At 60.2% G+C, this 21,059-nt stretch carries 20 protein-coding genes; 2 read left to right on the forward strand and 18 right to left on the reverse strand.

Annotated elements, in window-relative coordinates:
* Positions 1-25: 25 nt before the first annotated feature.
* From C4J83_RS22850 to C4J83_RS22860, 3 genes are all read right to left on the reverse strand, one after another.
* Entirely contained in the window at positions 26-754 is a 729-nt protein-coding gene (locus C4J83_RS22850; RefSeq protein ID WP_124418271.1) for an amidotransferase, read from the reverse strand.
* 215 nt (positions 755-969) lie between these two features.
* Complete coding sequence (locus C4J83_RS22855) at positions 970-3,117, reverse strand: 3-hydroxyacyl-CoA dehydrogenase NAD-binding domain-containing protein (protein ID WP_124418272.1); 2,148 nt, start codon at positions 3,115-3,117, stop codon at positions 970-972.
* Between the two features lie 16 nt (positions 3,118-3,133).
* Positions 3,134-4,339 carry an acetyl-CoA C-acetyltransferase gene (locus tag C4J83_RS22860; RefSeq protein WP_119742044.1) on the reverse strand — a complete coding sequence of 402 codons (1,206 nt, stop codon included), beginning with the start codon at positions 4,337-4,339 and terminating at the stop codon, positions 3,134-3,136.
* A gap of 647 nt (positions 4,340-4,986) precedes the next feature.
* Here C4J83_RS22860 and C4J83_RS22865 point away from each other — a divergent pair.
* Positions 4,987-5,793 carry a c-type cytochrome gene (locus tag C4J83_RS22865; RefSeq protein WP_124418909.1) on the forward strand — a complete coding sequence of 269 codons (807 nt, stop codon included), beginning with the start codon at positions 4,987-4,989 and terminating at the stop codon, positions 5,791-5,793.
* 145 nt (positions 5,794-5,938) lie between these two features.
* On the opposite strand, the gene C4J83_RS22870 is transcribed toward C4J83_RS22865, so the two are convergent.
* The 14 genes from C4J83_RS22870 to C4J83_RS22935 form a co-directional block, all read right to left on the reverse strand.
* Complete coding sequence (locus C4J83_RS22870; RefSeq protein WP_124418273.1) at positions 5,939-6,742, reverse strand: transglutaminase family protein; 804 nt, start codon at positions 6,740-6,742, stop codon at positions 5,939-5,941.
* Complete coding sequence (locus tag C4J83_RS22875) at positions 6,739-7,689, reverse strand: alpha-E domain-containing protein (RefSeq protein WP_106576198.1); 951 nt, start codon at positions 7,687-7,689, stop codon at positions 6,739-6,741. The genes C4J83_RS22870 and C4J83_RS22875 overlap by 4 nt, the downstream gene beginning before the upstream one ends.
* Before the next feature lie 4 nt (positions 7,690-7,693).
* Positions 7,694-9,103, reverse strand: a complete 1,410-nt coding sequence (locus C4J83_RS22880; protein WP_124418274.1) for a circularly permuted type 2 ATP-grasp protein — start codon at positions 9,101-9,103, stop codon at positions 7,694-7,696.
* A 483-nt stretch (positions 9,104-9,586) separates the two neighbouring features.
* The gene (locus C4J83_RS22885; protein WP_003193463.1) at positions 9,587-9,928 is read right to left on the reverse strand and encodes a ribonuclease E inhibitor RraB; all 342 of its coding nucleotides are present in this window, start codon (positions 9,926-9,928) and stop codon (positions 9,587-9,589) included.
* A 213-nt stretch (positions 9,929-10,141) separates the two neighbouring features.
* Positions 10,142-10,378 carry a hypothetical protein gene (locus C4J83_RS22890; protein WP_124418275.1) on the reverse strand — a complete coding sequence of 79 codons (237 nt, stop codon included), beginning with the start codon at positions 10,376-10,378 and terminating at the stop codon, positions 10,142-10,144.
* A 103-nt stretch (positions 10,379-10,481) separates the two neighbouring features.
* Positions 10,482-11,087: an START domain-containing protein gene (locus C4J83_RS22895; RefSeq protein WP_106576195.1), complete on the reverse strand. Its 606-nt coding sequence runs from the start codon at positions 11,085-11,087 to the stop codon at positions 10,482-10,484.
* Between the two features lie 41 nt (positions 11,088-11,128).
* Positions 11,129-11,383, reverse strand: a complete 255-nt coding sequence (locus tag C4J83_RS22900; protein WP_083357231.1) for a YkgJ family cysteine cluster protein — start codon at positions 11,381-11,383, stop codon at positions 11,129-11,131.
* Between the two features lie 161 nt (positions 11,384-11,544).
* The gene (locus C4J83_RS22905; RefSeq protein WP_124418276.1) at positions 11,545-12,039 is read right to left on the reverse strand and encodes a translation initiation factor 2; all 495 of its coding nucleotides are present in this window, start codon (positions 12,037-12,039) and stop codon (positions 11,545-11,547) included.
* Between the two features lie 117 nt (positions 12,040-12,156).
* Positions 12,157-13,596, reverse strand: coding sequence for an aminotransferase-like domain-containing protein (locus C4J83_RS22910; RefSeq protein ID WP_106576193.1), 1,440 nt, complete (start codon positions 13,594-13,596; stop codon positions 12,157-12,159).
* 252 nt (positions 13,597-13,848) lie between these two features.
* A complete protein-coding gene (locus C4J83_RS22915; protein ID WP_106576191.1) occupies positions 13,849-14,664 on the reverse strand; it encodes an OmpA family protein in 816 nt (271 codons plus the stop codon).
* A complete protein-coding gene (locus C4J83_RS22920; RefSeq protein ID WP_119742034.1) occupies positions 14,661-15,023 on the reverse strand; it encodes a DUF4398 domain-containing protein in 363 nt (120 codons plus the stop codon). Before C4J83_RS22920 ends, C4J83_RS22915 begins: the two co-directional genes overlap by 4 nt.
* 9 nt (positions 15,024-15,032) lie before the next feature.
* Positions 15,033-15,854, reverse strand: a complete 822-nt coding sequence (locus tag C4J83_RS22925; protein WP_124418277.1) for a substrate-binding periplasmic protein — start codon at positions 15,852-15,854, stop codon at positions 15,033-15,035.
* Positions 15,855-15,936: 82 nt separating this feature from the next.
* Complete coding sequence (locus C4J83_RS22930; protein WP_053257535.1) at positions 15,937-16,866, reverse strand: electron transfer flavoprotein subunit alpha/FixB family protein; 930 nt, start codon at positions 16,864-16,866, stop codon at positions 15,937-15,939.
* A 2-nt stretch (positions 16,867-16,868) separates the two neighbouring features.
* On the reverse strand, positions 16,869-17,618 hold the full coding sequence (locus C4J83_RS22935; protein WP_124418278.1) for an electron transfer flavoprotein subunit beta/FixA family protein: 750 nt from the start codon (positions 17,616-17,618) through the stop codon (positions 16,869-16,871).
* 532 nt (positions 17,619-18,150) lie between these two features.
* On the opposite strand from C4J83_RS22935, the gene C4J83_RS22940 reads away from it, so the two are divergent.
* A complete protein-coding gene (locus C4J83_RS22940; RefSeq protein ID WP_106576188.1) occupies positions 18,151-19,815 on the forward strand; it encodes an electron transfer flavoprotein-ubiquinone oxidoreductase in 1,665 nt (554 codons plus the stop codon).
* A gap of 177 nt (positions 19,816-19,992) precedes the next feature.
* Here the strand turns inward: C4J83_RS22940 and C4J83_RS22950 are convergent, their stop codons facing one another.
* Positions 19,993-20,883 carry an AraC family transcriptional regulator gene (locus C4J83_RS22950; RefSeq protein WP_106576185.1) on the reverse strand — a complete coding sequence of 297 codons (891 nt, stop codon included), beginning with the start codon at positions 20,881-20,883 and terminating at the stop codon, positions 19,993-19,995.
* Positions 20,884-21,059 lie beyond the last annotated feature (176 nt).

Genomic DNA, 21,059 nt, shown 5'->3' on the forward strand with positions numbered 1-21,059 from the left:
AGCCGGCCCCCGCCTCAAGCGTGATTCAGGCCACGTCGGCTTCTGGCTTGTGCGCCACAAAACGCATCATCCATTCCGCCACGGTTGCGCCGTGGTGGTCACGCGCCAGACTGGCCACGCCGTTGGTGTAGATCTTTTCGCCCAACGTTGTCTGAAGAATTTCCAGCAGCTCGCGGGAATAATCGTGGATGAATTCCGGGTGGCCCTGGAAACACAGCACCTGGTCTTCAATGTGGTAAGCGGCGTACGGGCAGAAATCGCTGGAGGCAATCACGGTAGCGTTTTCCGGCAGGCTGGTGACCTGATCCTGATGGCTGATCAACAAGGTCAGCTCTTCCACCACCGGGCTCATCCACGGCGCCTTGGCATTGAGCTTGTAGTCGTGGATGCCCATGCCCCAGCCCTTGCTGGCGCGCTCCGTCTTGCCGCCCAACAGCAGCGCGAGCAATTGGTGGCCGAAGCACACGCCCAGCAACTTGTCGCCGCGTTCATAGCGTTCAAGCAGGTAGGTTTTGAGGGTCTGGATCCACGGGTCGGTGCCAAAGGAATCGGCCTTGCTGCCGGTGATCAGGTAGGCGTCAAACGCCTCGTCATCCGGCGGGTATTCACCCTGAACCACGTTGTACACCACAAACTCGGCAGCAATTGGCTGCTGGGAGAACAGGCGCTTGAACATCTGCCCGTACCCTTGGTATTGATCGATCAAGCCTGGACGCAGGATATCGGTTTCCAGGATACAGACGCGTAGCGACATAAAAAATACCTGACACGGTGATGGGAATAATGCACACCCCAGAGCCTGCCTCGAAACACCCCTGCAAAGCAAGTCTCGCCAAGTGCCTCAATGTGGGAGCGGGCTTGCCCGCGATGGCGTTATATCGGCCGAAATTTGCAGTGGCTGACACACTGCTGTCGCGGACAAGCCCGCTCCCACCTTGGTTTTCCATGATTCAGGGTAGGGCGTTTAGGTCAGGCGAATATGTCTCCCTGCGCTGCTTTTTCCAGCAGCAGAGCCGGGGGCGAGAAGCGCTCCCCATACTGCTCGGCCAGGTAGCGCGCCCGGGCGATAAAATCGTTCAGGCCGTACTGGTTGATAAACTGCAGCGCGCCGCCGCTCCACGCGGCAAAGCCAATGCCGAAGATTGAGCCGACGTTGGCGTCAGCCGTCGACCTCAACACACCCTCCTCCACACAACGCACGGTTTCGATGGCCTGGATAAACAGCAAACGGTCGCGCACATCCTGTGGCGAAATTTGGTTGTCGGGCTGTTCAAAGCGCGCTTTCAGCTCCGGCCACAGGTGTTTCTGCGCCCCTTGGGGGTAGTCGTAAAAACCACCGCCCGCCGCCTTGCCCGCGCGTTTGTACTCATTCACCAACAGGTCGATCACCTGGGTCGCGGGATGCGTCGGCGGCGCCTTGCCTTCAGCCTGTAGATCTTTCGCGGTTTGCTGGCGGATGTGGCTCATCAAGCTCAGCGACACCTCATCCGACACCGCCAACGGCCCCACCGGCATGCCGGCCTTGCGCGCTTCGGTTTCGATCATCGGCGCAGCCACGCCTTCGCCGAGCATGGCAATGCCTTCGTTGGTGAAGGTGCCGAACACCCGCGAGGTGAAAAAACCACGACTGTCGTTGACCACGATCGGAGTTTTCTTGATTTGCAGAACGAAATCAAAACCTCGGGCCAGGGTTTCGTCGCGGGTGTGGGCGCCCTTGATGATTTCCACCAGCGGCATCTTGTCGACCGGACTGAAAAAATGCAGACCCATGAACTTGCCTTGATCGGGCACGGCGTTGGCCAGGCCGCTGATGGGCAAGGTCGAGGTGTTGGAGGCGATGACCGCATCGCTGCCGACCACACGTTGCGCGGCGGCCGAGACCTTGGCCTTGAGTTCACGGTCTTCGAACACCGCTTCGATGATCAGGTCGCAGCCGGCCAGGTCGGCGTCGTCTTGCGTAGGATGGATCCGCGCTAGGGTGATGTCGCGCTGTTCGGCGGTCAGTTGCCCACGGCTGATCTTCTTGTCCAGCAGCGCAGCCGAATGCGCCTTGCCCTTTTCAGCCGCGGCCAGGCTGATGTCCTTGAGCACCACTTCGATGCCCGCACTGGCGCTGACATAGGCGATGCCCGCGCCCATCATCCCCGCGCCCAGTACGCCGACTTTGCGCGTGACGTGCGGCGCAAAACCTTGTGGCCGTGAGCTGCCGGCGTTGATTTCATTAAGCTGGAACCACAAGGTACCGATCATGTTTTTCGCCACCTGGCCGGTGACGAGTTCGGTGAAGTAGCGCGTTTCGATCAGGTGCGCCGTGTCGAAATCCACTTGGGCGCCCTCCACGGCGGCGCAGAGGATTTTCTCCGGGGCCGGGAAGCAGCCATGGGTTTTGCTGCGCAAAATCGACGGTGCAATCGCCAGCATTTGCGCCACTTTCGGGTTCGACGGCGTGCCGCCCGGGATCTGATAAGCCTTGTTGTCCCATGGTTGTCTGGCCTCGGGATTGGCCAGAATCCAGGCGCGGGATTTGGCCAGCAACTCATCGCGACCCCTCGCCAGCGCATTGATCAACCCGGCCTGCAGCGCCTGCTGCGGCCGCACCTTCTTGCCTTCCAGCAAATACGGCAGGGCCTTTTCCAACCCCAGCATGCGCACCATGCGCACTACCCCGCCGCCGCCCGGCAGCAATCCCAAGGTGACTTCCGGCAGGCCAAGTTGTGTCGCGTTGTCGTCCAGCGCAACACGGTAATGGCACGCCAGGCAAATCTCCCAGCCGCCGCCCAACGCCGCACCGTTGATGGCGGCCACCACTGGCCTGCCGAGGGTTTCCAGACGGCGCAGTTGGGCCTTCAACACCACCACGCCGTCGTAAAATTCCTTGGCGTGGGCCTTGTCGACTTTGATCAATTCATTGAGGTCACCGCCGGCAAAAAAGGTTTTCTTCGCCGAGGTGATCACCACCCCGGCGATGCCGTCCTTTTCTGCCTCCAGGCGCGCGACTGTGGCCGCCATGGCCTCGCGGTACACGCCGTTCATGGTGTTGGCGCTCTGGCCGGGCATGTCGAGGGTCAGCACCACGATCTGGTCCTGGCCTTTTTCGTAACGAATGGCGTCGGTCATGACAGGTTCCTTGGGCTCAGAGGCGTTCGAGGATGGTGGCGATACCCATGCCACCGCCGACACACAGGGTGGCCAGGCCGTAGCGCTGCTGGCGCACTTCCAGTTCGTCGAGCAGGGTGCCGAGGATCGCGCAGCCCGTGGCGCCGAGCGGGTGGCCCATGGCAATGGAGCCGCCGTTGACGTTGACCCGCGCAGCGTCGATGCCCATGTCTTTGATGAACTTGAGGACGACCGAGGCAAACGCCTCGTTGACTTCGAACAGGTCGATGTCTTCCACGCGCAAACCGGCCTTGGCCAGAGCTTTGCGCGTGGCCGGCGCCGGGCCGGTGAGCATGATGGTCGGGTCGGTGCTGGTGACCGCCGTGGCGACGATGCGCGCCCGCGGTTGCAAGCCCAGTTCGCGGCCTTTGGCCTCGGAGCCGATCAACATCAGCGCGGCACCGTCGACGATGCCGGAACTGTTACCTGGCGTGTGCACGTGATGGATGCGTTCCACATGGCTGTAAACGCGCAAGGCGGTGGCATCGAAGCCCATCTGGCCCATCATCTCGAAGCTCGGCTTGAGCTTGCCGAGGCCTTCAAGGCTGGAGTCGCCGCGAATGAACTCGTCGTGGTCCAGCAGCACAATGCCGTTTTGGTCCTGCACCGCGATCAGCGACTTGTTGAAAGAACCGTCCGCACGCGCCCTGGCCGCTTTCTGCTGGGAATGTAGGGCGAAGGCGTCGACGTCCTGGCGGGTGAAGCCTTCCAGGGTCGCGATCAAGTCCGCGCCGATGCCTTGAGGTGTGAAGTGACTGTGCATGTTCGTCTGCGGGTCGAGCACCCAGGCGCCGCCATCGCTGCCCATGGGCACGCGCGACATGGATTCGACGCCGCCGACCACCACCAGGTCCTCAAAGCCGGAACGCACTTTCATCGCGCCCAGGTTCACCGCTTCAAGGCCCGAAGCACAGAAACGGTTGATTTGTACGCCAGCGACGCTGATGTCCCAGTCCGCCACCAGTGCGGCGGTCTTGGCGATGTCGGCGCCCTGGTCGCCCACCGGGGTAACGCAACCGAGCACGATGTCGTCCACCTGGCGTGTGTCGAGGTCGCTGCGCTGTGCCAGCGCGGTGAGCAGACCCGCCACCAGGTTTACCGGCTTGACGCTGTGCAGGGCGCCGTCGGCCTTGCCTTTGCCCCGGGGCGTGCGTATCGCATCAAAGATCAAAGCTTGGGTCATGACATCCTCGAACGCAGTGCGTGTGTGCCCCTACCTTAGGCCCGATTGACACGGTTTCAATGACGGATGCGCTCATTGCTTTTGACCCTCACGCTCGGACGAACGGTAGGGTGCTATGGGAAAGCGTGGGTTAATCGTTTTAGCGGTCTAGCCAAGGCATTGGCGCCAAGATGGCGATATGCCTCATGCCTTTTTAAGTAGAAATGCTGATTAGCTGATATTAAATGGATCTAAGCCACGCAGAACGAGGGCTCTAAGGTTCAATCAGTAAGAAGTTGCTGCCGGGTTTTGCTGGAGCAGCTGTAAGAAAAGCGACACGTCACGTTGCGATACTGAAATTGACCGGCACGCATTTGACGCTCAGGAATAACAACAAAAGGCAGTCAGCCATGTTCAAACATTCGAAAGTACGTCAGGCGGGACTTATTCTGTTCGCCACCACACTGATTCTGATCTTGCCCAATTTAACCAAGGTTATTGGGTGACGACTCGATCCTCACATTCCGTGCACACATTGCATCAGGACTGCAGCGTTTGGCAGCACCTGCCGGGGCATTGCGTATAGCGGTCCTGTTGCAGGGGCTGTCTTTTTGCGTGCCGATTTCCGGTATCGTGGGCGCTATCGCCACTTCAAACCGGGCTCACACTTGAAACTGATCCTCGCCTTTCTCACCGCGCTGTTGGCCCTTCCCGCTGCGGCTGCCCAGTTGACCATCGACTTGGACCACGCCAGCAAAACCTGGCAGACCGAAGATCTGCTCAAGCATCCGGATGCGCAGACGGTGCATATCGTCGATGACGTTTCCTACAAGCGCGAGATGACTTATCGCGCGGTGCCGCTGGCGGCTCTGTTGCCCGGCCTCTCGCAGGAAAATCATCTGCAAGCCGTCGCCCTCGACGGGTTCGCCGCCGAGCTGACGGCGGCGCCATTGCTGCAAAAACACGGTGCACGTGCCTGGCTGGCGGTCGAAGACCCGGCTCATCCTTGGCCCGCGCTGGCCGAAGGCAAGCCGAGTGCCGGGCCGTTCTATCTGGTGTGGACCGACCCGCAAGCCGGCAACATCAGCCCTGAGCAGTGGCCTTTCCAGATCTCCGGGATCAAGCAATTGAAGACGGTGGCCGAGCGTTTCCCGGCGTTGTTGCCTGACCCGAAACTCGCCGCGAATGACCCGATCAACCAGGGGTTTGCGGTGTTCCAGAAAAACTGCCTGGCCTGTCACCGCCTCAACGGCGCCGGCGATGCGCAGGTGGGGCCGGACCTGAATATTCCCTACAACCCTACGGAATATTTCAGCGGGGATTTCCTCAAGCGTTATATCCGTGATCCGCAGAGCCTGCGGCATTGGCCCCAGGCGAAGATGCCAGCGTTCGCGGCCAGTGTGTTGCCGGACGGTGAGCTGGATTTGCTGGTGGGGTATTTGAAGCACATGGCGGGGCGTAAGCAGCAGCCTTGAGCCTGGCAAAGACTCTGAAAACACCACCGCTCACTGTGGGAGCTGGCTGGCCTGCGATGGCGGTCGGTCAGTAACCCATTTACAGCTGACCCGCCGCTTTCGCAGGCCAGCCAGCTCCCACATCTAATCTGCTGCGTTCTGAAGATTACTGCTGCTGCACCAAAATCACCGGCGTCGGCGCCACGAACACCTTGGCGTGCATCTGCTCATGCCCGCCGCCTCGGCGCATGCCGCGTACCGGGCAGGCATCCAGGTAATCCAGGCCCACCGCCAACTTTAAATGTCGCTCGGGCCGCGCCAATTGGTTGGTCACATCAAAGCTGTACCACGCGTCATCCAGCCAGGCTTCGGCCCAGGCGTGGCTGGCCAGGTGCGTGCTGTCTTCGGTGTACAAATACCCCGACACATATCGCGCTGGAATGCCCAGGCTGCGCGCGCAGGCCAGGAATGCATGGGTGTGGTCCTGGCACACGCCTGCGCGCCCCGCAAACGCCGTGGCGGCGCAGGTGTCGACTTCAGTGGCGCCGGGCGTGTAAACCATTGACTGGTTGAGCGCATGCATCAGGTCGATCAACGCAGAGCGGTCGCGGCGTTGACGGCAATGCTGGTGGGCAAAACCGCGCAACGCGTCGTCCGGCTCGGTCAGCCGCGTGCTGCGTAGAAACGGAAACGCCGACTGGCTTTCGTGCTCAGCCTCGCGCAATTCATCGATGTCCACTTGGCCACGCGCGCCGATGATGATGGCGTCGTGGGGCTCATCAAGGGTCAGCACATGCAGGATGTTGCCAAACGGGTCGACCTGCGCGCGCACCGGGCGCGGCAGATCGAGCTGCCAGCTGAGCACGTGCTGGCGTTCGCTGTCGTGGGGCGTGAGGCGCAGGTACTGGATGCTGGCGCGCACCATGTCTTCGTAGTGGTAGGTGGTTTCGTGGCTGATGGAAAGTCTCATGCCGCCTCCAGGTAGGAACTGTAGATGGCGTCGCCCAACTGGCGGACCAAAGGGATGAAGTCGGTCAGCCAGGCATGCAGGCCTTCCTCGAGAATTTCGTCGATGGCAGTAAAGCGCAGGCGCGCGTCCATCTCGGCGGCCAGGCGCTGGGCCGGGCGGCCATTGAGGCCGGGCAGGCTGGCAAGGATCTGGTCGATTTCCTCGCTGCAGGCACGCAGCGAGCGTGGGACATCGGCGCGCAACAACAGCAGTTCGGCCACCTGCCGGGCGCCGGGGGCGTCACGGTAGATTTCGGTGTAAGCCTCAAACGATGACAGCGCGCGCAGCAAGGCACTCCACTGATAGTAGGCATGAGCCGTGCCGTCGCTGACCGCAGCGGCTTGGTCGCCGGCCATTTCGTAGCGCGCATCCAGCAGGCGCAGGGTGTTGTCGGCACGCTCGATGAAGGTGCCCAGCCGAATAAAACGAAACGCATCATTACGCATGATGGTGCCGTAGGTGGCGCCACGGAACAGGTGCGACCGCTCCTTGACCCACTCACAGAACCGGCTCATGCCGTAGCGGCTCAGCCCTTGCTGGGCGATGTCACGAATATCCAGCCAAGTGGCGTTGATGTTTTCCCACATGTCGGCGGTAATTCGCCCACGCACTGCATGGGCGCTGGCGCGCGCGGCGCCGAGGCAACTGTAGATGCTCGCCGGGTTGGCCGCGTCCAACGCAAAGAAGTGCAGCAGGCGCTCGGCATGCAGTTCGCCGTGGCGCTCGTGGTAATCCTCCAAGGTGCCGGTGATCAGCAGCGGCATGGCCAATTCGTGCAGGCCATCACCGCGCCCGTCCTGAGGCATCAGCGACAGCGAATAGCTGACATCAAGCATGCGCGCGAGGTTTTCCGCGCGTTCCAGGTAACGCGACATCCAGTACAAATCCGAGGCAGTTCTACTCAACATGGCATCAGTCCTCGACCACCCAGGTGTCTTTGGTGCCGCCGCCCTGGGACGAATTGACCACCAGCGAGCCTTCGCGCAGGGCCACGCGGGTCAAGCCGCCGGGCACCACGCGGGTTTCCTTGCCGGACAACACGAACGGCCGCAGGTCGATATGGCGCGGCGCGATGCCGTTTTCGACAAAAGTCGGACACGTGGATAAACACAGCGTCGGCTGCGCGATATAGGCGTGGGGCTTGGCTTTGATGCGGGCACGGAAGGCTTCGATTTCCGCTTTTGTCGACGCCGGGCCCACCAGCATGCCGTAGCCGCCGGAACCTTGGGTTTCCTTGACGACCAGGTCCGGAAGGTTGGCCAGCACGTGGGACAATTCGTCGGGCTTACGGCATTGAAACGTAGGCACGTTCTTCAGAATCGGCTCTTCATCCAGGTAAAAACGGATCATCTCGGTGACGAAGGGATACACCGACTTGTCATCCGCCACCCCGGTGCCAATCGCATTGGCCAACACCACATTGCCCGAGCGATACGCCGCGAGCAGGCCGGGCACGCCGAGCATGGAGTCCGGGTTGAAGGCCAGTGGGTCGAGAAAGGCATCATCGAGGCGACGGTAGATCACATCCACGGCCTTGGGGCCGTCTGTGGTGCGCATGAATACGCGGTCATCGCGCACGAACAAGTCGGCGCCTTCCACCAATTCCACACCCATTTCCCGCGCCAGAAAGGCGTGCTCGAAGAACGCGCTGTTAAAGCGCCCCGGGGTCAGCACCACCACGCTGGGGTTATCCAGGGGGCTCGAGCTTTTCAGCGTGTCGAGCAACAGGTTGGGGTAATGGTCGATGGGCGCGATGCGCTGGGCGGCGAACAACTCGGGGAACAGGCGCATCATCATTTTGCGGTCTTCGAGCATGTAACTGACACCGCTTGGTGTGCGCAGGTTGTCTTCCAATACGTAGTAAGTGCCGTCGCCATCGCGTACGAGGTCGACACCGGAGATGTGGGAATACAGACCGCGGTGCAGGTCCAGGCCCTGCATGGCCAACTGGTACTGCTCGTTGGCCAGCACCTGTTCGGCGGGGATGATTCCAGCCTTGATGATGCGTTGCTCGTGGTAGAGGTCGGCGAGAAACAGGTTCAGCGCCTTGACCCGTTGAATGCAGCCGCGCTCGACAATCCGCCACTCACTCGCCGGAATGCTGCGCGGGATGGTGTCGAAAGGAATCAGGCGCTCGGTGCCCTGCTCGTCCCCGTAAAGGGTGAAGGTGATCCCGGCGCGGTGGAACAGCAAATCGGCTTCACGCCGGCGCTGGGCCAGCAGTTCGGCGGGGGTTTCAGCTAACCAGCGGGCGAACTCGCGGTAATGGGGGCGGACCTGCCCTGCCCCGTCGTACATTTCATCGTAATAAGTGCGGATCATGCCGTACTCCTTGTCACCCGGGCGCGAGAACCGTCGCAAGGCCCGTGCCAGCGGCATAAACACTTATAAATCAGTGAGTTGAATAACCTACGGGTTCCGCGCGCACCGTCCTGGTGCGCAGAACGCCCGCTGTCCCGTACCACGCTTCATCGCAATGCGGGCTTTGACTATCAACAGCATAGTCAGAGTTGATTTCACTGCCCGGTCACGCTTGCGGATAATCCTCACACCGGCTGACCAGGATGTTTCCTGAGATGTCAGCGAACCGCTCTTCCCTTTAGGCCACCCTGTCTGGGTGGTTTTTTTTGCGCGGTAGAAAGCCAAAAGCCCGACTTGCCGGGGATCGCGACGTTAAAGACGCTGTCGGCGGCAGGCCGGGCTCGTAGTGGGTGGCTATATTGAGGATGCGGTTGTGAGGCGTGCACAAACAAAATCGGCCGACCCAAGGGTCAGCCGATACGCTGTGTTGCTCATCGAATGCCGCTACATGGGTAACCCACGCACCTCCTGCTTGACGCCCCATCCCTCGATGATCCCGCCCAAAGGCTCGACCACCGCTTCAAAGTCTTGCTCGAAGTCTCCTATGCCGTCGTAGGTGGCGAACATGATTTTGCTCAGTTCCAGGTACCAGGCGCCATCATCGCGCGCGCTGACCTGGGCATTCAGGGATTCCCCACGAAATCGACCCGCAGCCCTGCGCGCCCGTTCCTCATCCGGGAAAATGGCGTAGAACTCGATGGGGTGAAACCGTGAGAAGTCGAAACCGCCTTCTTTCATGCGGCGCAGTACGTTGGTGCTGATGTCTTCTTGATAGGCTGTGCTCATGAAACGTCCTCCTCAAACTGATGGATAGACTTTCCGTGCTTCCCGAAGACCGCGCCCTGCTGGCGCGGGTGCTACGGCATTAACGACACCGCGGGAAAACAAGCATGTAGCTGACAAGACCAGACCTTAGCGATTCATTCGCTGATCTCGGTTGCAGAGTAGCGCGAAGCTATCACCTCCACCAGAGGCGCTTGAAGGGCATACAGGCAATGTTCAGGCGGCGGGCGAAATGTCGAGGATTTGAATACTGTTCTGGTCTTTCAGAATCTTGACCGTAGGCTGGGGTTTGCGCCCTTCCAAATCATTCAGGTCAAGTTCGGCGGCCACTGGCACCAGCTTGTTACGAATCATGTGTGCCGCGTCTTCGAGGCTGGGCTTCTGGTCGCAGCTGAACTGCTCGACGGACTGAACGCCGTGATCATCAACGAAGGTAATCTGCCACTTTTGCATCGGTGCCTCCTCGATAAAACCCGTGTGTGGGCTTACAACTATCTGGACCTTGAGGGCTCGGCAAACGTTCCACTCAAGTCAGGAGGCACCTGATTAATGACACTTATTTTTCAGCGTGTTCTTTCAAGGCTTTCAAGGTGTTGAACGGCGCGTCCACCACAAACTTGTTGGCCAGCCACGATGGCACGCTGCCGCCTGGTTCGGTGTGCACCTGGTAGGTCACTTCGGTCTGGTTGTCGCCTTTTGGCACAAGCTTCCAGTAGCCGTCTACCTGGGCAACGCGCACGTAACCTTTTACTTCCGGCTGGTAAGTCGGCACTTCCAGCAATTTGCGGGTCACGGTGCCATCGGCGGCCTTGGACGTGGTGATTTCGAGGATCGAATCGCGGTCGGTCACCGGGAACGGTGCCTTGAACTGGGTGTAGGTCCAGCTCTTGTCGCCTTCGGTCTTGAGCAGTTTTTGCGATTTGCATTCGTGGATCCAGGAGCAGGCGCCGGCCACGTCTTCCTGCAGGGCCTGGATCTTGGCGACAGGCGCCTTGATCAGCGTCACACCGCGGTAGGCCTTGTATTTGGAGCCGGCAATTTCGCTCAGGGACACCTTGATACCGTCCTCGTCCTTGGCGACCTGCCAGTCCTCAGCCTGCGCCGTGGCAGCGAACAACACCGTAAAACCGCACAACACAGCCACTCGTTTCAGCGAACCCATTGTTGTATTCCTTATTGTCGAAGTTCCGATAGTAAAGCCCATCAAGCCGCCGTCATCTGCTCCCACCAGCCGATCAACCGGATCGCATCGGCCTGGTCGTTGCCACAGACATCCAGATCTGCCTTGAAATCACTGCACACCGCTGGGCGTTCCGGTTGGCCGAACAGCAGGCATAGCTGTTCGACCGACAGGTGCAGGCAGCGTTCGCCCGCGGGTTTGCCGTGAGGCATTCCCGGCAATGGCGAACTGATGGAGGGGGCAATGCAGCATGCGCCACAGCCTTCACGGCATTTCATGACCAACAGGTCCTCGACGACTCAATGTGGATGGCCGGGCTAGAGTACGCCCTTAAACAGACGTTTTAAAATGGTCTAACAGGGGTTTTTCGCACAAAACAAAAGTGACTGACCAGTCTGCGACAGATGGTCGATGGGTGGCGTCACCTTTGCGCGGACATTTATTGCTTGAATTCGAAATCCAGCGCCGCGCCTTCGATGTCGCGACGTTCGTCGTTACGCAACTGCAGCTTCATCTCGTTGCTGAGCAAGCGGCCGTTGATCTGGAACGCGCTGTTGTCGGAGGGTTTCTCGCCAAACATCGGCGGCAGCAAGGGCACGCTCTTGGGCTTGGGCAGGGTGCCAATGGGCTGCAAGTGCCTGACCATCTCATTAGGCAGTGTCAGGTCCAACTGTGCCGGTGGCAGTTTGGTCTGCGCTACTTCATGGGCTGACTTGGACTTGCTCGCGACGGGTGCGCGCTTTCTCACCGTGGCGGCTTTCTTTTTGGCCGCCGGGGCTTTTTTAGCAGGCGCCGGTTTTTTCGCGGGGGTGTCCTGCTCGGTACTGGCGGCGGGCTTGCTTTCAGACACCACAGGCGTTGCCGCCAGCACGGTGCCGACGTTACACAGGCTTAACAGGCCAACCACTACAGCAGCGCGAAAAATAGATGTCATATCGCCAACAGCATTAACGGCAGAGGGCCATATGCTCGCTTGTTGTGCGCGGCATGACAAGTCTGGTGATTAGCCAGCTATCGGTACTGTCCCCATTACACGCCTCAGCCACCGGCCTCAAAGCCCGGCTGCGGTTTCCTGGCACAGCTGGCTGGCGAGCATCCCCAAGGTCATCAGCGCCCGCTCTGCTTCGCGGTTCCACGGCGTGCCGCAGTTGAGGCGAATACAGTGGTTGAACTGTTCCGTATTACTGAAAATTACCCCCGGCGCAATGCTGATGCCCTGCTGCAGTGCGCGCACGTGCAGTTCCTGGGTATTGACCCGCCCCGGCAAACTGACCCACAGGATAAAGCCGCCGTTGGGGCGCGTCATTTGCGTGCCTTCCGGGAAATACTGCTGCACCGCCAGCTGAAACGCGCTGAGGTTCTTGCGGTACTCCTGGCGGATATAACGCAGGTGGCGGTCATACCCGCCGTTTTCCAGGTAGGCCGCAACGCCCATCTGGGTCACGCTGCAGGCCGAGTGGGTGCTGAACATCTGCAGCCGCTGGATTTCCTGCTGGTATTTGCCGGCAATCATCCAGCCGATGCGCACGCCGGGAGACAAGGTCTTGGAAAAGCTCGAGCAGTAGATCACCCGGTCGAGGCGGTCGTAGGCTTTCAGCGCCTTGGTGCGGCCCAGTTCGAACATCAGTTCGCCGTAAATATCGTCCTCGACGATCTGGATATCGAAATCCGAGGCCAGGCGCAGCAACTGTTTCTGGCGTTCCTCAGGCATGGTCGCGCCCAGGGGATTGCTCAGGCGCGTGGTCAGCACCAGGGCCTTGATCGACCATTGGTTGGCCGCCAGTTGCAAGGCCTCAAGGCTCATGCCGGTGGACGGATCGCTGGGGATCTCGATGACTTTGAGGCCCAGCAGATCGGCCAATTGCAGCAAACCGTAATAGGTGGGCGATTCGGCGGCGATCAGGTCGCCCGGGCGGGTCAGCACGCGCAACGACATCTGCAACGCATCGACACAACCGTGGGTGATCACCACTTCGGAGGGGTCCACCACTACGCCGGCGTCGCGCATGCGAATCGCCACTTGGCGGCGCAATGGCTCAAAGCCCGGGCTGAACATGTAACTGAATGCGCGCGGGCTTTGGAAGCGGGTGACTTTGGCCAATTGCTGGTGCAGCGCCCGCACAGGAAGGTAATCCACACTCGGCACGGCGGCGCCCAATGGGAACACACCTTCGCGGCGCGACTCGACCAAGACTTGCTGGATGATGCTGCTGCGGGTGACCAACCCCGGGCGCTCGACCCGCGCGATGTCCGGCGTGGGCGCCGTCAACGCAGGTGTCTGGTGCACGTAATAGCCCGACTGCGGCCGCGCCCGGATCAGCCCCTGGTCTTCCAGATTGGCATAGGCCTGTAACACCGTGGCGTGGCTGACGTTGAGCTGGGAGCTCATTTTGCGCACCGAGGGCACACGCTCACCGGGCTGATAGACGCCACGGCGGATGTCCTCAGCCAGTTGCTGGGCGATACGTTGGTAGAGCAACAGATTGGTCATGACGCAGCACTCGATTTCACGGGTATTTTATTTTTGTGTGAAACATACCGGCACAGTTTAGAAGTGTACGGGGACAGTTGCGAGAATAGTCGAGCGCGGGCGGCAGTGATAGAAAAAACTGTAAGGGTGGACCCCGAACAAAAATGTGGGAGCGGGCTTGCTCGCGAATGCGGCGTGTCAGCCACTGAAATGTTGACTGAAACACCGCATTCGCGAGCAAACCCGCTCCCACAGGTTGATCGGCGTCAGGCGTTAGCGGGCAGCGCCCAGCTGGCCCTTTTCATCGGAGAACACAATTTCCACCCGACGGTTCTGCGCGCGGCCACGTTCGGAGGCGTTGGCTTCGACCGGGTACTGGTCGCCATAGCCTTCGACCTGGATACGCTTTTCATCGATCCCCAGGTCCATCAGCACGTCGGCCACCGATTGCGCACGGTCGCGCGACAGCTTCAGGTTTTCCTGCTCGCCACCGGTGTTGTCGGTGTAGCCCTCGATGCGCACCACGCGCTTGGGGTTCAGTTGCAGGAACTGCACAATCTTCAACACCGTGCGGTTGGCCGAGTTTTCCAATTGCGCTTCGCCGGTGTCGAACAACACATCGCCGAGGGTCATCACCAGGCCGCGATCAGTCTGGGTGGTGGTCAGGCTGGCGATTTGCTCTTCGAGCCACTTGCCCTGTTGCTGCACGCTGGCAAGTTTGTTTTCGCGCAGCGCCAGCTGCAGGCGCTGGCGTTCCAATTCGAGCTTGGTGCCGCGCTCGGCGTTGAGGCCCTGTTCGGTGTGTTCGCGGGCGATCGCACTGTAACGCTGGCTCAGGTAAGCGTAATGCACCACGTCGGCACCGCTGCCCCAGTAGCTGGACAAACGATCGGCGCGCGCCAGGGACTCACCGGCGCGAATGACGTCCTTGGGTGCAAAGCGCAGCACATTGGCGTCTTCCTTGACCTTCTGGAAATCAGTGCCGGCCTGTTGCAAGGCCTGCTCGCTGTTCGGTTGGCTGGCGCAACCACCCAGGGCGGCGCTGCCCAGCAGCACGACACAACTCAAACCACGGATCATCGGGCTCATTGGGCTTCTCCCAACTGCAATTGCTTGCGCAGGCGGGTGATGCGGGTGTTGAGCACGCTCAGTTGCTCTTGGCTCTTTTGGGTCAGAATCTTGGCTTCGGCCAGACGCGCGTCCAACTCGGCTTGTTCGGCCCGCATGCGCGCATGCTTGTAGGACTCATCGGCCATGTCGGCCTTGGCCCTGGCGAATTTGTCTTCGGCCAGCTTCAGCTCAGGCGAATCGTCGGCGCTGGCCCCCACGGCGCTGGCTTGCTCCAGGGCTTGCTGGGTGAGGCGTATTTGCTCATTCGGCGCAGGATCGGCTGCACATCCCGCCAAAGCAACAACGGCGAGGGCCGCGAAAAGAGGTCGAATAGTCACTGTAAATCCTTACTTTGCTGGGGTGCCGACGGGTTGCTGCAATTGCGCTTTCCAGCGCTCGAGGTTGCGCTGCATTGCTGCTTGCACCACACCGGACGCGGGCAATTCTGTCATCTTTTTGGCCAGCTGTCCGCGCAGCCACGGATCATTGCAGGCCGAGTTGTGGGAAATCGCCAGGTACAAGCCGGGCTGATCGACAGGCACTTCACGTGCGATCAGGTCATTGCTCATGCCCAGAGTCTGGGCCATGGCCATGCCCGAATAACGCCCGGCGAGCACGTAGTCCACTTCCCCCAGCAGCAGTTTTTGAAAGGCCGGCGTCAAGGTGGGAAAGCGTTGCAGGTTGAGCTGTTGGCCGGCGAAGGTGTCGAAATCGGCACTCAAGCGCGCGCGTTCCGAGACTGCGCCCTTTTGGCCGTGCAGGTCGGCCGCCGTGGCATAGACCAGCGCCGAATCCTTGCGGGTCCAGACCAGGTAGTCGATCTGCATCAAGGCTGGGTGGATGTAATCAAGGCTTTCCAACTCACCCAGGTTCAACGGTGCATCGGCAAGAATATCCATGCGCCCACTGCGCACTTCGTCCAGGGCCAGGGCGCGTTTGCCGCCATAGAGCAGGTCGACTTTAAGCCCCAGCTCTTTGGCCACTTGTTGCAACACATCGGCGGTGGCGCCGATCAGGTGCGTCGGGTCTTGTGGGTCGCGCCATAACAACGGCGGTGCGTCCGGGCTGCCGGTGATCACCAGGCGCTCACATTTGCCGGCGGCCAGCGCCAGGCTTGGCAGTAACGCCAATCCAAGGGTCAGTGCCAGCACTACGGGACGCGAATCCATGGCGGTTCTCCAGAATAAAAAGGGGCGCGCAAAAAAAAAGCCCGGTCCAAAGACCGGGCTCTTTATAAGTGAAGCGGCTGGATTAGACCAGCTTCTCCAACTCGGGTACGGCTTCGAACAAGTCTGCCACCAGGCCGTAATCAGCCACCTGGAAGATCGGCGCTTCTTCGTCCTTGTTGATCGCAACGATCACTTTGGAGTCTTTCATACCGGCCAAGTGCTGGATCGCGCCGGAGATACCGACGGCGATGTACAGCTGTGGCGCAACGATTTTGCCGGTCTGGCCGACCTGCATGTCGTTGGGTACAAAACCTGCGTCGACGGCCGCGCGGGAAGCGCCGACCGCAGCGCCCAGCTTGTCGGCCAGGGCGTACAGGTGCTTGAAGTTGTCACCGTTCTGCATACCACGCCCGCCGGAAACGACGATCTTGGCAGCGGTCAGCTCAGGACGATCCGACTTGGCCAGCTCTTCACCAACAAAGCTGGAAGTACCGGCGTCGTGGGCAGCGGAGACGGCTTCAACGGCAGCCGAACCCCCTTCAGCAGCCACCGGGTCGAAACCGGTAGCACGCACGGTGATGACTTTTACCGACGCGTTGGACTGCACGGTGGCAATGGCGTTACCGGCGTAGATCGGGCGCTTGAAGGTATCAGCGCTTTCAACCGAGATGATCTCGGAGATCTGGTCAACGTCCAGCTGCGCGGCAACGCGTGGCAGGATGTTTTTGCCGTTGGAAGTAGCGGCAGCCAGGATGTGGCTGTAGCCAGCGCCCAGCTCTGCAACCAGAGGGGCAACGTTTTCCGGCAGCTGATGCGCGTAAGCGGCGTTGTCGGCCAGCAGTACTTTGCTCACGCCAGCGATTTTCGCTGCGGCTTCAGCCACGGCGCCAGCGCCCTGACCTGCGACCAGCACGTGAATGTCGCCACCGATTTTCGCAGCGGCAGCCACGGTGTTCAGGGTGGCCGGGGCCAGCACCTTGTTGTCGTGTTCTGCGATTACCAAGATAGTCATTATTAGATTACCTTCGCTTCGTTTTTCAGTTTCTCGACCAGTTCGGCCACCGACTTGACCTTGATGCCCGCGCTGCGTGCAGCCGGCGCTTCAACCTTGACGGTCTTGTTGGTGGAGGCGGTGGAAACGCCCAAAGCCTCTGGAGTCAGCGACTCAAGCGGCTTCTTCTTGGCTTTCATAATGTTTGGCAGGGACGCATAGCGCGGCTCGTTCAAACGCAGGTCGGTGGTGACGATGGCCGGCAGTTTCAACGAAACGGTCTGTGCGCCGCCGTCGATTTCACGGGTAACAGCAACGCTGTCGCCGCTCACTTCGACTTTGGAGGCGAAAGTGCCCTGGCCATAACCGGTCAGCGCAGCCAGCATCTGGCCCGCCTGGTTGTTGTCGCTGTCGATGGCTTGTTTGCCGAGGATCACCAGCTGAGGCTGTTCCTTGTCGACAACGGCTTTGAGCAACTTGGCAACGGCCAGGGAGGTCAGCTCTTCAGCCGATTCAACCAGGATGGCGCGGTCGGCGCCCAGTGCCAGGGCGGTACGCAACTGCTCTTGGGCAGTGGTAGGACCGATGGAAACCACGACGATTTCAGTCGCCACGCCTTTCTCTTTCAGGCGTACGGCTTCTTCCACAGCGATTTCGCAGAAAGGGTTCATCGACATCTTGACGTTAGCGAGGTCGACGCCGGAATTGTCCGCCTTGACGCGAACTTTCACGTTGTAATCGACAACGCGTTTGACAGCTACAAGAACCTTCATGGATTCCTCGTTACTCTCCGGTGAAAAGAAAGTCGCCTAGGCGAACCTGGCGGTTGATGCTCATCGGCACACAAGGGCACCTCCAAAAACGTCGGCGGATGACCTTGCTCACGGGAAATGATGACCGTTCGTCAGTGGTGACTGAGAGGTCATTCTTTATCGCGGCGTGTAAACTGCGCGCCATCAATGAAACGCGCGTCACCTGTTTTGCCTTGGCCCTGCTTTTGGACGTGCTCTTGAAACCTGCGGTATGCCTACGGTATGCGCAAAACCGACCGTATATTGACCGGAACGCCTATTCTGGTCAATACGCCAAAATAGCCAGTCATAAGCCGCGTTGCTTTGATTTACCTAGCTTCCAAGCAATTCAAACAAACGTTTGTATTGGACGCTGCCAGTGGTGTAGATATAATGCGCCACCTAGAGAGAAAGGTGGGTCATCGCGTGCTCCGAATGCAGTGATGACGGATGCGACACCGAACCTCCACCCATTAAAAAAAAAGCCTGTTGAGCCTTGAGTAGGAGATAGCCTGTGGAACGCGAATACATGGAATTCGACGTGGTCATCGTCGGCGCTGGCCCGGCAGGCCTGTCTGCCGCCTGCCGACTGAAGCAGAAGGCCGCCGAAGCCGGTAAAGAAATCAGCGTCTGCGTGGTCGAGAAAGGCTCCGAAGTCGGCGCACACATCCTTTCCGGTGCGGTGTTTGAACCCCGCGCCCTGAACGAACTGTTCCCGGACTGGAAAGCACTTGGCGCCCCGCTCAACACGCCCGTGGTGCGCGATGACATCTATGTACTGCGCAGCCCGGAAGCCGCCACCAAGGTTCCCGACTTCTTTGTGCCCAAGACCATGCACAACGAAGGCAACTACATCATCTCCCTGGGCAACCTGTGCCGCTGGCTGGCCCAGCAGGCTGAGAACCTGGGTGTGGAAGTCTACCCAGGCTTCGCCGCTCAAGAAGCACTGTTCGACGAAAACGGCGTGGTCCGCGGGATCATCACCGGCGACCTCGGCGTCGACCGTGAAGGCCATCCAAAAGAAGGCGTCTATACCCCAGGCATGGAGCTGCGTGGCAAGTACACGCTGTTCGCCGAAGGCTGCCGTGGCCACATCGGCAAGCAACTGATCCAGCGCTTCAACCTGGACAGCGACGCCGACGCCCAGCACTACGGCATCGGCTTGAAAGAAATCTGGGAAATCGACCCTGCCAAGCACCAGCCTGGCCTGGTGGTACACACCGCCGGTTGGCCGCTGGACATCATGAGCAACGAGAACACGGGCGGTTCTTTCCTCTATCACCTGGAAAACAACCAGGTGGTCGTGGGTCTGATCGTCGACCTGTCCTACAGCAACACGTTCCTGTCGCCATTCGATGAGTTCCAGCGCCTCAAGCATCACCCGGTGCTGGCCCAGTACCTGGAAGGCGGCAAGCGCGTCAGCTACGGCGCGCGTGCCTTGGCCAAAGGCGGCATCAACTCGTTGCCGAAGATGGTCTTCAAAGGCGGCGCCTTGATCGGCTGCGACCTGGGCACCATGAACGTGGCCAAGATCAAGGGCAGCCACACCGCGATGAAGTCCGGCATGCTCGCCGCCGACGCGGTGGCCGAACGCCTGTTCGCCGAGTCTGAAGGCGGCGACGAACTGACCAACTACGTCGACAGCTTCAAAGCCAGCTGGCTCTACGAAGAACTGTTCGCCAGCCGCAACTTCGGCCCGGCGATGCACAAGTTCGGCCCGATCCTGGGTGCCGGCTTCAACTGGTTCGACCAGAACATCCTCGGCGGCAAAATGCCGTTCACCTTGCACGACACCAAGCCGGACTACGCCTGCCTGAAGCTCGCCAAGGACAGCAAGAAGATCGACTACCCAAAACCCGACGGCAAGCTGAGCTTCGACAAGCTGAGCTCGGTGTTCATCTCCGGTACCAACCACGAAGAAGAACAGCCGTGCCACTTGAAGCTCAAAGACCCAAGCATCCCGATCGGCACCAACCTGCCGCTCTACGATGAACCGGCGCAGCGCTACTGCCCGGCCGGCGTGTATGAAGTGATCACCAAGGAAGACGGCGAGAAGCGCTTCCAGATCAATGCCCAGAACTGCGTGCACTGCAAGACCTGTGACATCAAGGACCCTTCGCAGAACATTACGTGGGTGACGCCGGAAGGCGCGGGCGGGCCGACTTATCCGAATATGTAAGTCATTGGCTTGACCAAAAAGGCTCCCAGACGGGGGCCTTTTTTATGCCCAACACCGATCAAATGTGGGAGCGGGCTTGCTCGCGAATACGGTGGGTCAGCTAACACATTCATCAACTGACAGGCCGCTTTCGCGAGCAAGCCCGCTCCCACCTTTACGGTGGTGTACCTTGTGGAGTTATGCAGCCCGCTCTTCACCGGGGTTGCGCAGAAAATAGCGCTTATATTCGCGACTGAACTGCGACGTACTCTGATACCCCACATTGTGTGCCGCCTGCGCCACACCCATGCCCTCCACCAGCAGCAACTGCTGCGCCTTGAGCAACCGCAACCGCTTCAAATACTGCACCGGCGACAACAACGTACAGCGCTTGAAATGCTCGTGAAACGTCGACGCGCTCATGTGCGCATAACCTGCCAACGTCTCGATATTCAGCGGCTCGGCGTAATGGGCATGCAGGTGATTCAACGACGTGGCGATGCGCGAAAACTGCCCCTGCTGCTCCACCAACGCCCGCAACACATCGGCCTGCGGCCCACGCAACGCGGTGAACAACAATTCGCGCACCCGCGCCGGGCCCATGATCCGGCTTTCCAGCGGATCGTGCAGGCACTGCAACAGCCGCTCGACGCACCCACGCATCGCATCATCGAGCACCACCGAACTCATCGATTCCAGCGTCTGCGCTGCCGGCGGCGGCCCGGCCTGAATGCCCATGGCCATGACCAACTCGCCCAGCACCACCCGATCAATACCCACCGTCACGCCATACAACGGCGCGTTCGGCAGGGCAAAGGTCTCGCATTCAAACGGCACCGGCATCGCCTGGATCAAATAATGCCCGGCGCCATACTCCAGCGTACGCGGGCCCAGGTAGGCGACCTTGCTGCCCTGGGCGACGATCATCAGGCTCGGCTCGTAGATCTGCGGGCCGCGCGCCACGTCGCAACTGGCGCGCAAGACCTGCACGCCGGGAAGGTTCGTCGGCGAAAATCCGTCGCAGGGCGTAAGCCCTTTTATCAAGGCCACCAACGTGGCGTTGGCGTCGAGATGGCGGGTCAACAACATGGCAAAAAACTTCGCGAAAAAGGGATGAGAGCATCATCGCAGGTCTGAGGGCACATGGATCCAAACAAGGGGCACTCCCGGACGAATAGGCATGAGACTCGGAGCAATCGCCATGGCCGCATTCAGGCGCGGCGCGGAGAATGCGCCGCCTCCCTAGTTATTCCTGCTGCGAGGTT

The organism is Pseudomonas sp. LBUM920 (assembly GCF_003852315.1).
In the GTDB taxonomy this organism is placed as follows: Bacteria; Pseudomonadota; Gammaproteobacteria; order Pseudomonadales; family Pseudomonadaceae; genus Aquipseudomonas.

Excerpts from the sequence above, each read along its gene's own strand:
- C4J83_RS22850 (WP_124418271.1), bottom strand. The coding sequence starts at position 754 with ATGTCGCTACGCGTCTGTATCCTGGAAACCGATATCCTGCGTCCAGGC.
- C4J83_RS22910 (WP_106576193.1), bottom strand. The coding sequence starts at position 13,596 with ATGACCAATCTGTTGCTCTACCAACGTATCGCCCAGCAACTGGCTGAG.
- C4J83_RS22875 (WP_106576198.1), bottom strand. The coding sequence starts at position 7,689 with ATGTTGAGTAGAACTGCCTCGGATTTGTACTGGATGTCGCGTTACCTG.
- C4J83_RS22895 (WP_106576195.1), bottom strand. The coding sequence starts at position 11,087 with ATGGGTTCGCTGAAACGAGTGGCTGTGTTGTGCGGTTTTACGGTGTTG.
- C4J83_RS22870 (WP_124418273.1), bottom strand. The coding sequence starts at position 6,742 with ATGAGACTTTCCATCAGCCACGAAACCACCTACCACTACGAAGACATG.
- C4J83_RS22925 (WP_124418277.1), bottom strand. The coding sequence starts at position 15,854 with ATGGATTCGCGTCCCGTAGTGCTGGCACTGACCCTTGGATTGGCGTTA.
- C4J83_RS22905 (WP_124418276.1), bottom strand. The coding sequence starts at position 12,039 with ATGACATCTATTTTTCGCGCTGCTGTAGTGGTTGGCCTGTTAAGCCTG.
- C4J83_RS22860 (WP_119742044.1), bottom strand. The coding sequence starts at position 4,339 with ATGACCCAAGCTTTGATCTTTGATGCGATACGCACGCCCCGGGGCAAA.
- C4J83_RS22935 (WP_124418278.1), bottom strand. The coding sequence starts at position 17,618 with ATGAAGGTTCTTGTAGCTGTCAAACGCGTTGTCGATTACAACGTGAAA.
- C4J83_RS22915 (WP_106576191.1), bottom strand. The coding sequence starts at position 14,664 with ATGAGCCCGATGATCCGTGGTTTGAGTTGTGTCGTGCTGCTGGGCAGC.
- C4J83_RS22930 (WP_053257535.1), bottom strand. The coding sequence starts at position 16,866 with ATGACTATCTTGGTAATCGCAGAACACGACAACAAGGTGCTGGCCCCG.
- C4J83_RS22855 (WP_124418272.1), bottom strand. The coding sequence starts at position 3,117 with ATGACCGACGCCATTCGTTACGAAAAAGGCCAGGACCAGATCGTGGTG.
- C4J83_RS22890 (WP_124418275.1), bottom strand. The coding sequence starts at position 10,378 with ATGCAAAAGTGGCAGATTACCTTCGTTGATGATCACGGCGTTCAGTCC.
- C4J83_RS22900 (WP_083357231.1), bottom strand. The coding sequence starts at position 11,383 with ATGAAATGCCGTGAAGGCTGTGGCGCATGCTGCATTGCCCCCTCCATC.
- C4J83_RS22950 (WP_106576185.1), bottom strand. The coding sequence starts at position 20,883 with ATGTTGTTGACCCGCCATCTCGACGCCAACGCCACGTTGGTGGCCTTG.
- C4J83_RS22880 (WP_124418274.1), bottom strand. The coding sequence starts at position 9,103 with ATGATCCGCACTTATTACGATGAAATGTACGACGGGGCAGGGCAGGTC.
- C4J83_RS22885 (WP_003193463.1), bottom strand. The coding sequence starts at position 9,928 with ATGAGCACAGCCTATCAAGAAGACATCAGCACCAACGTACTGCGCCGC.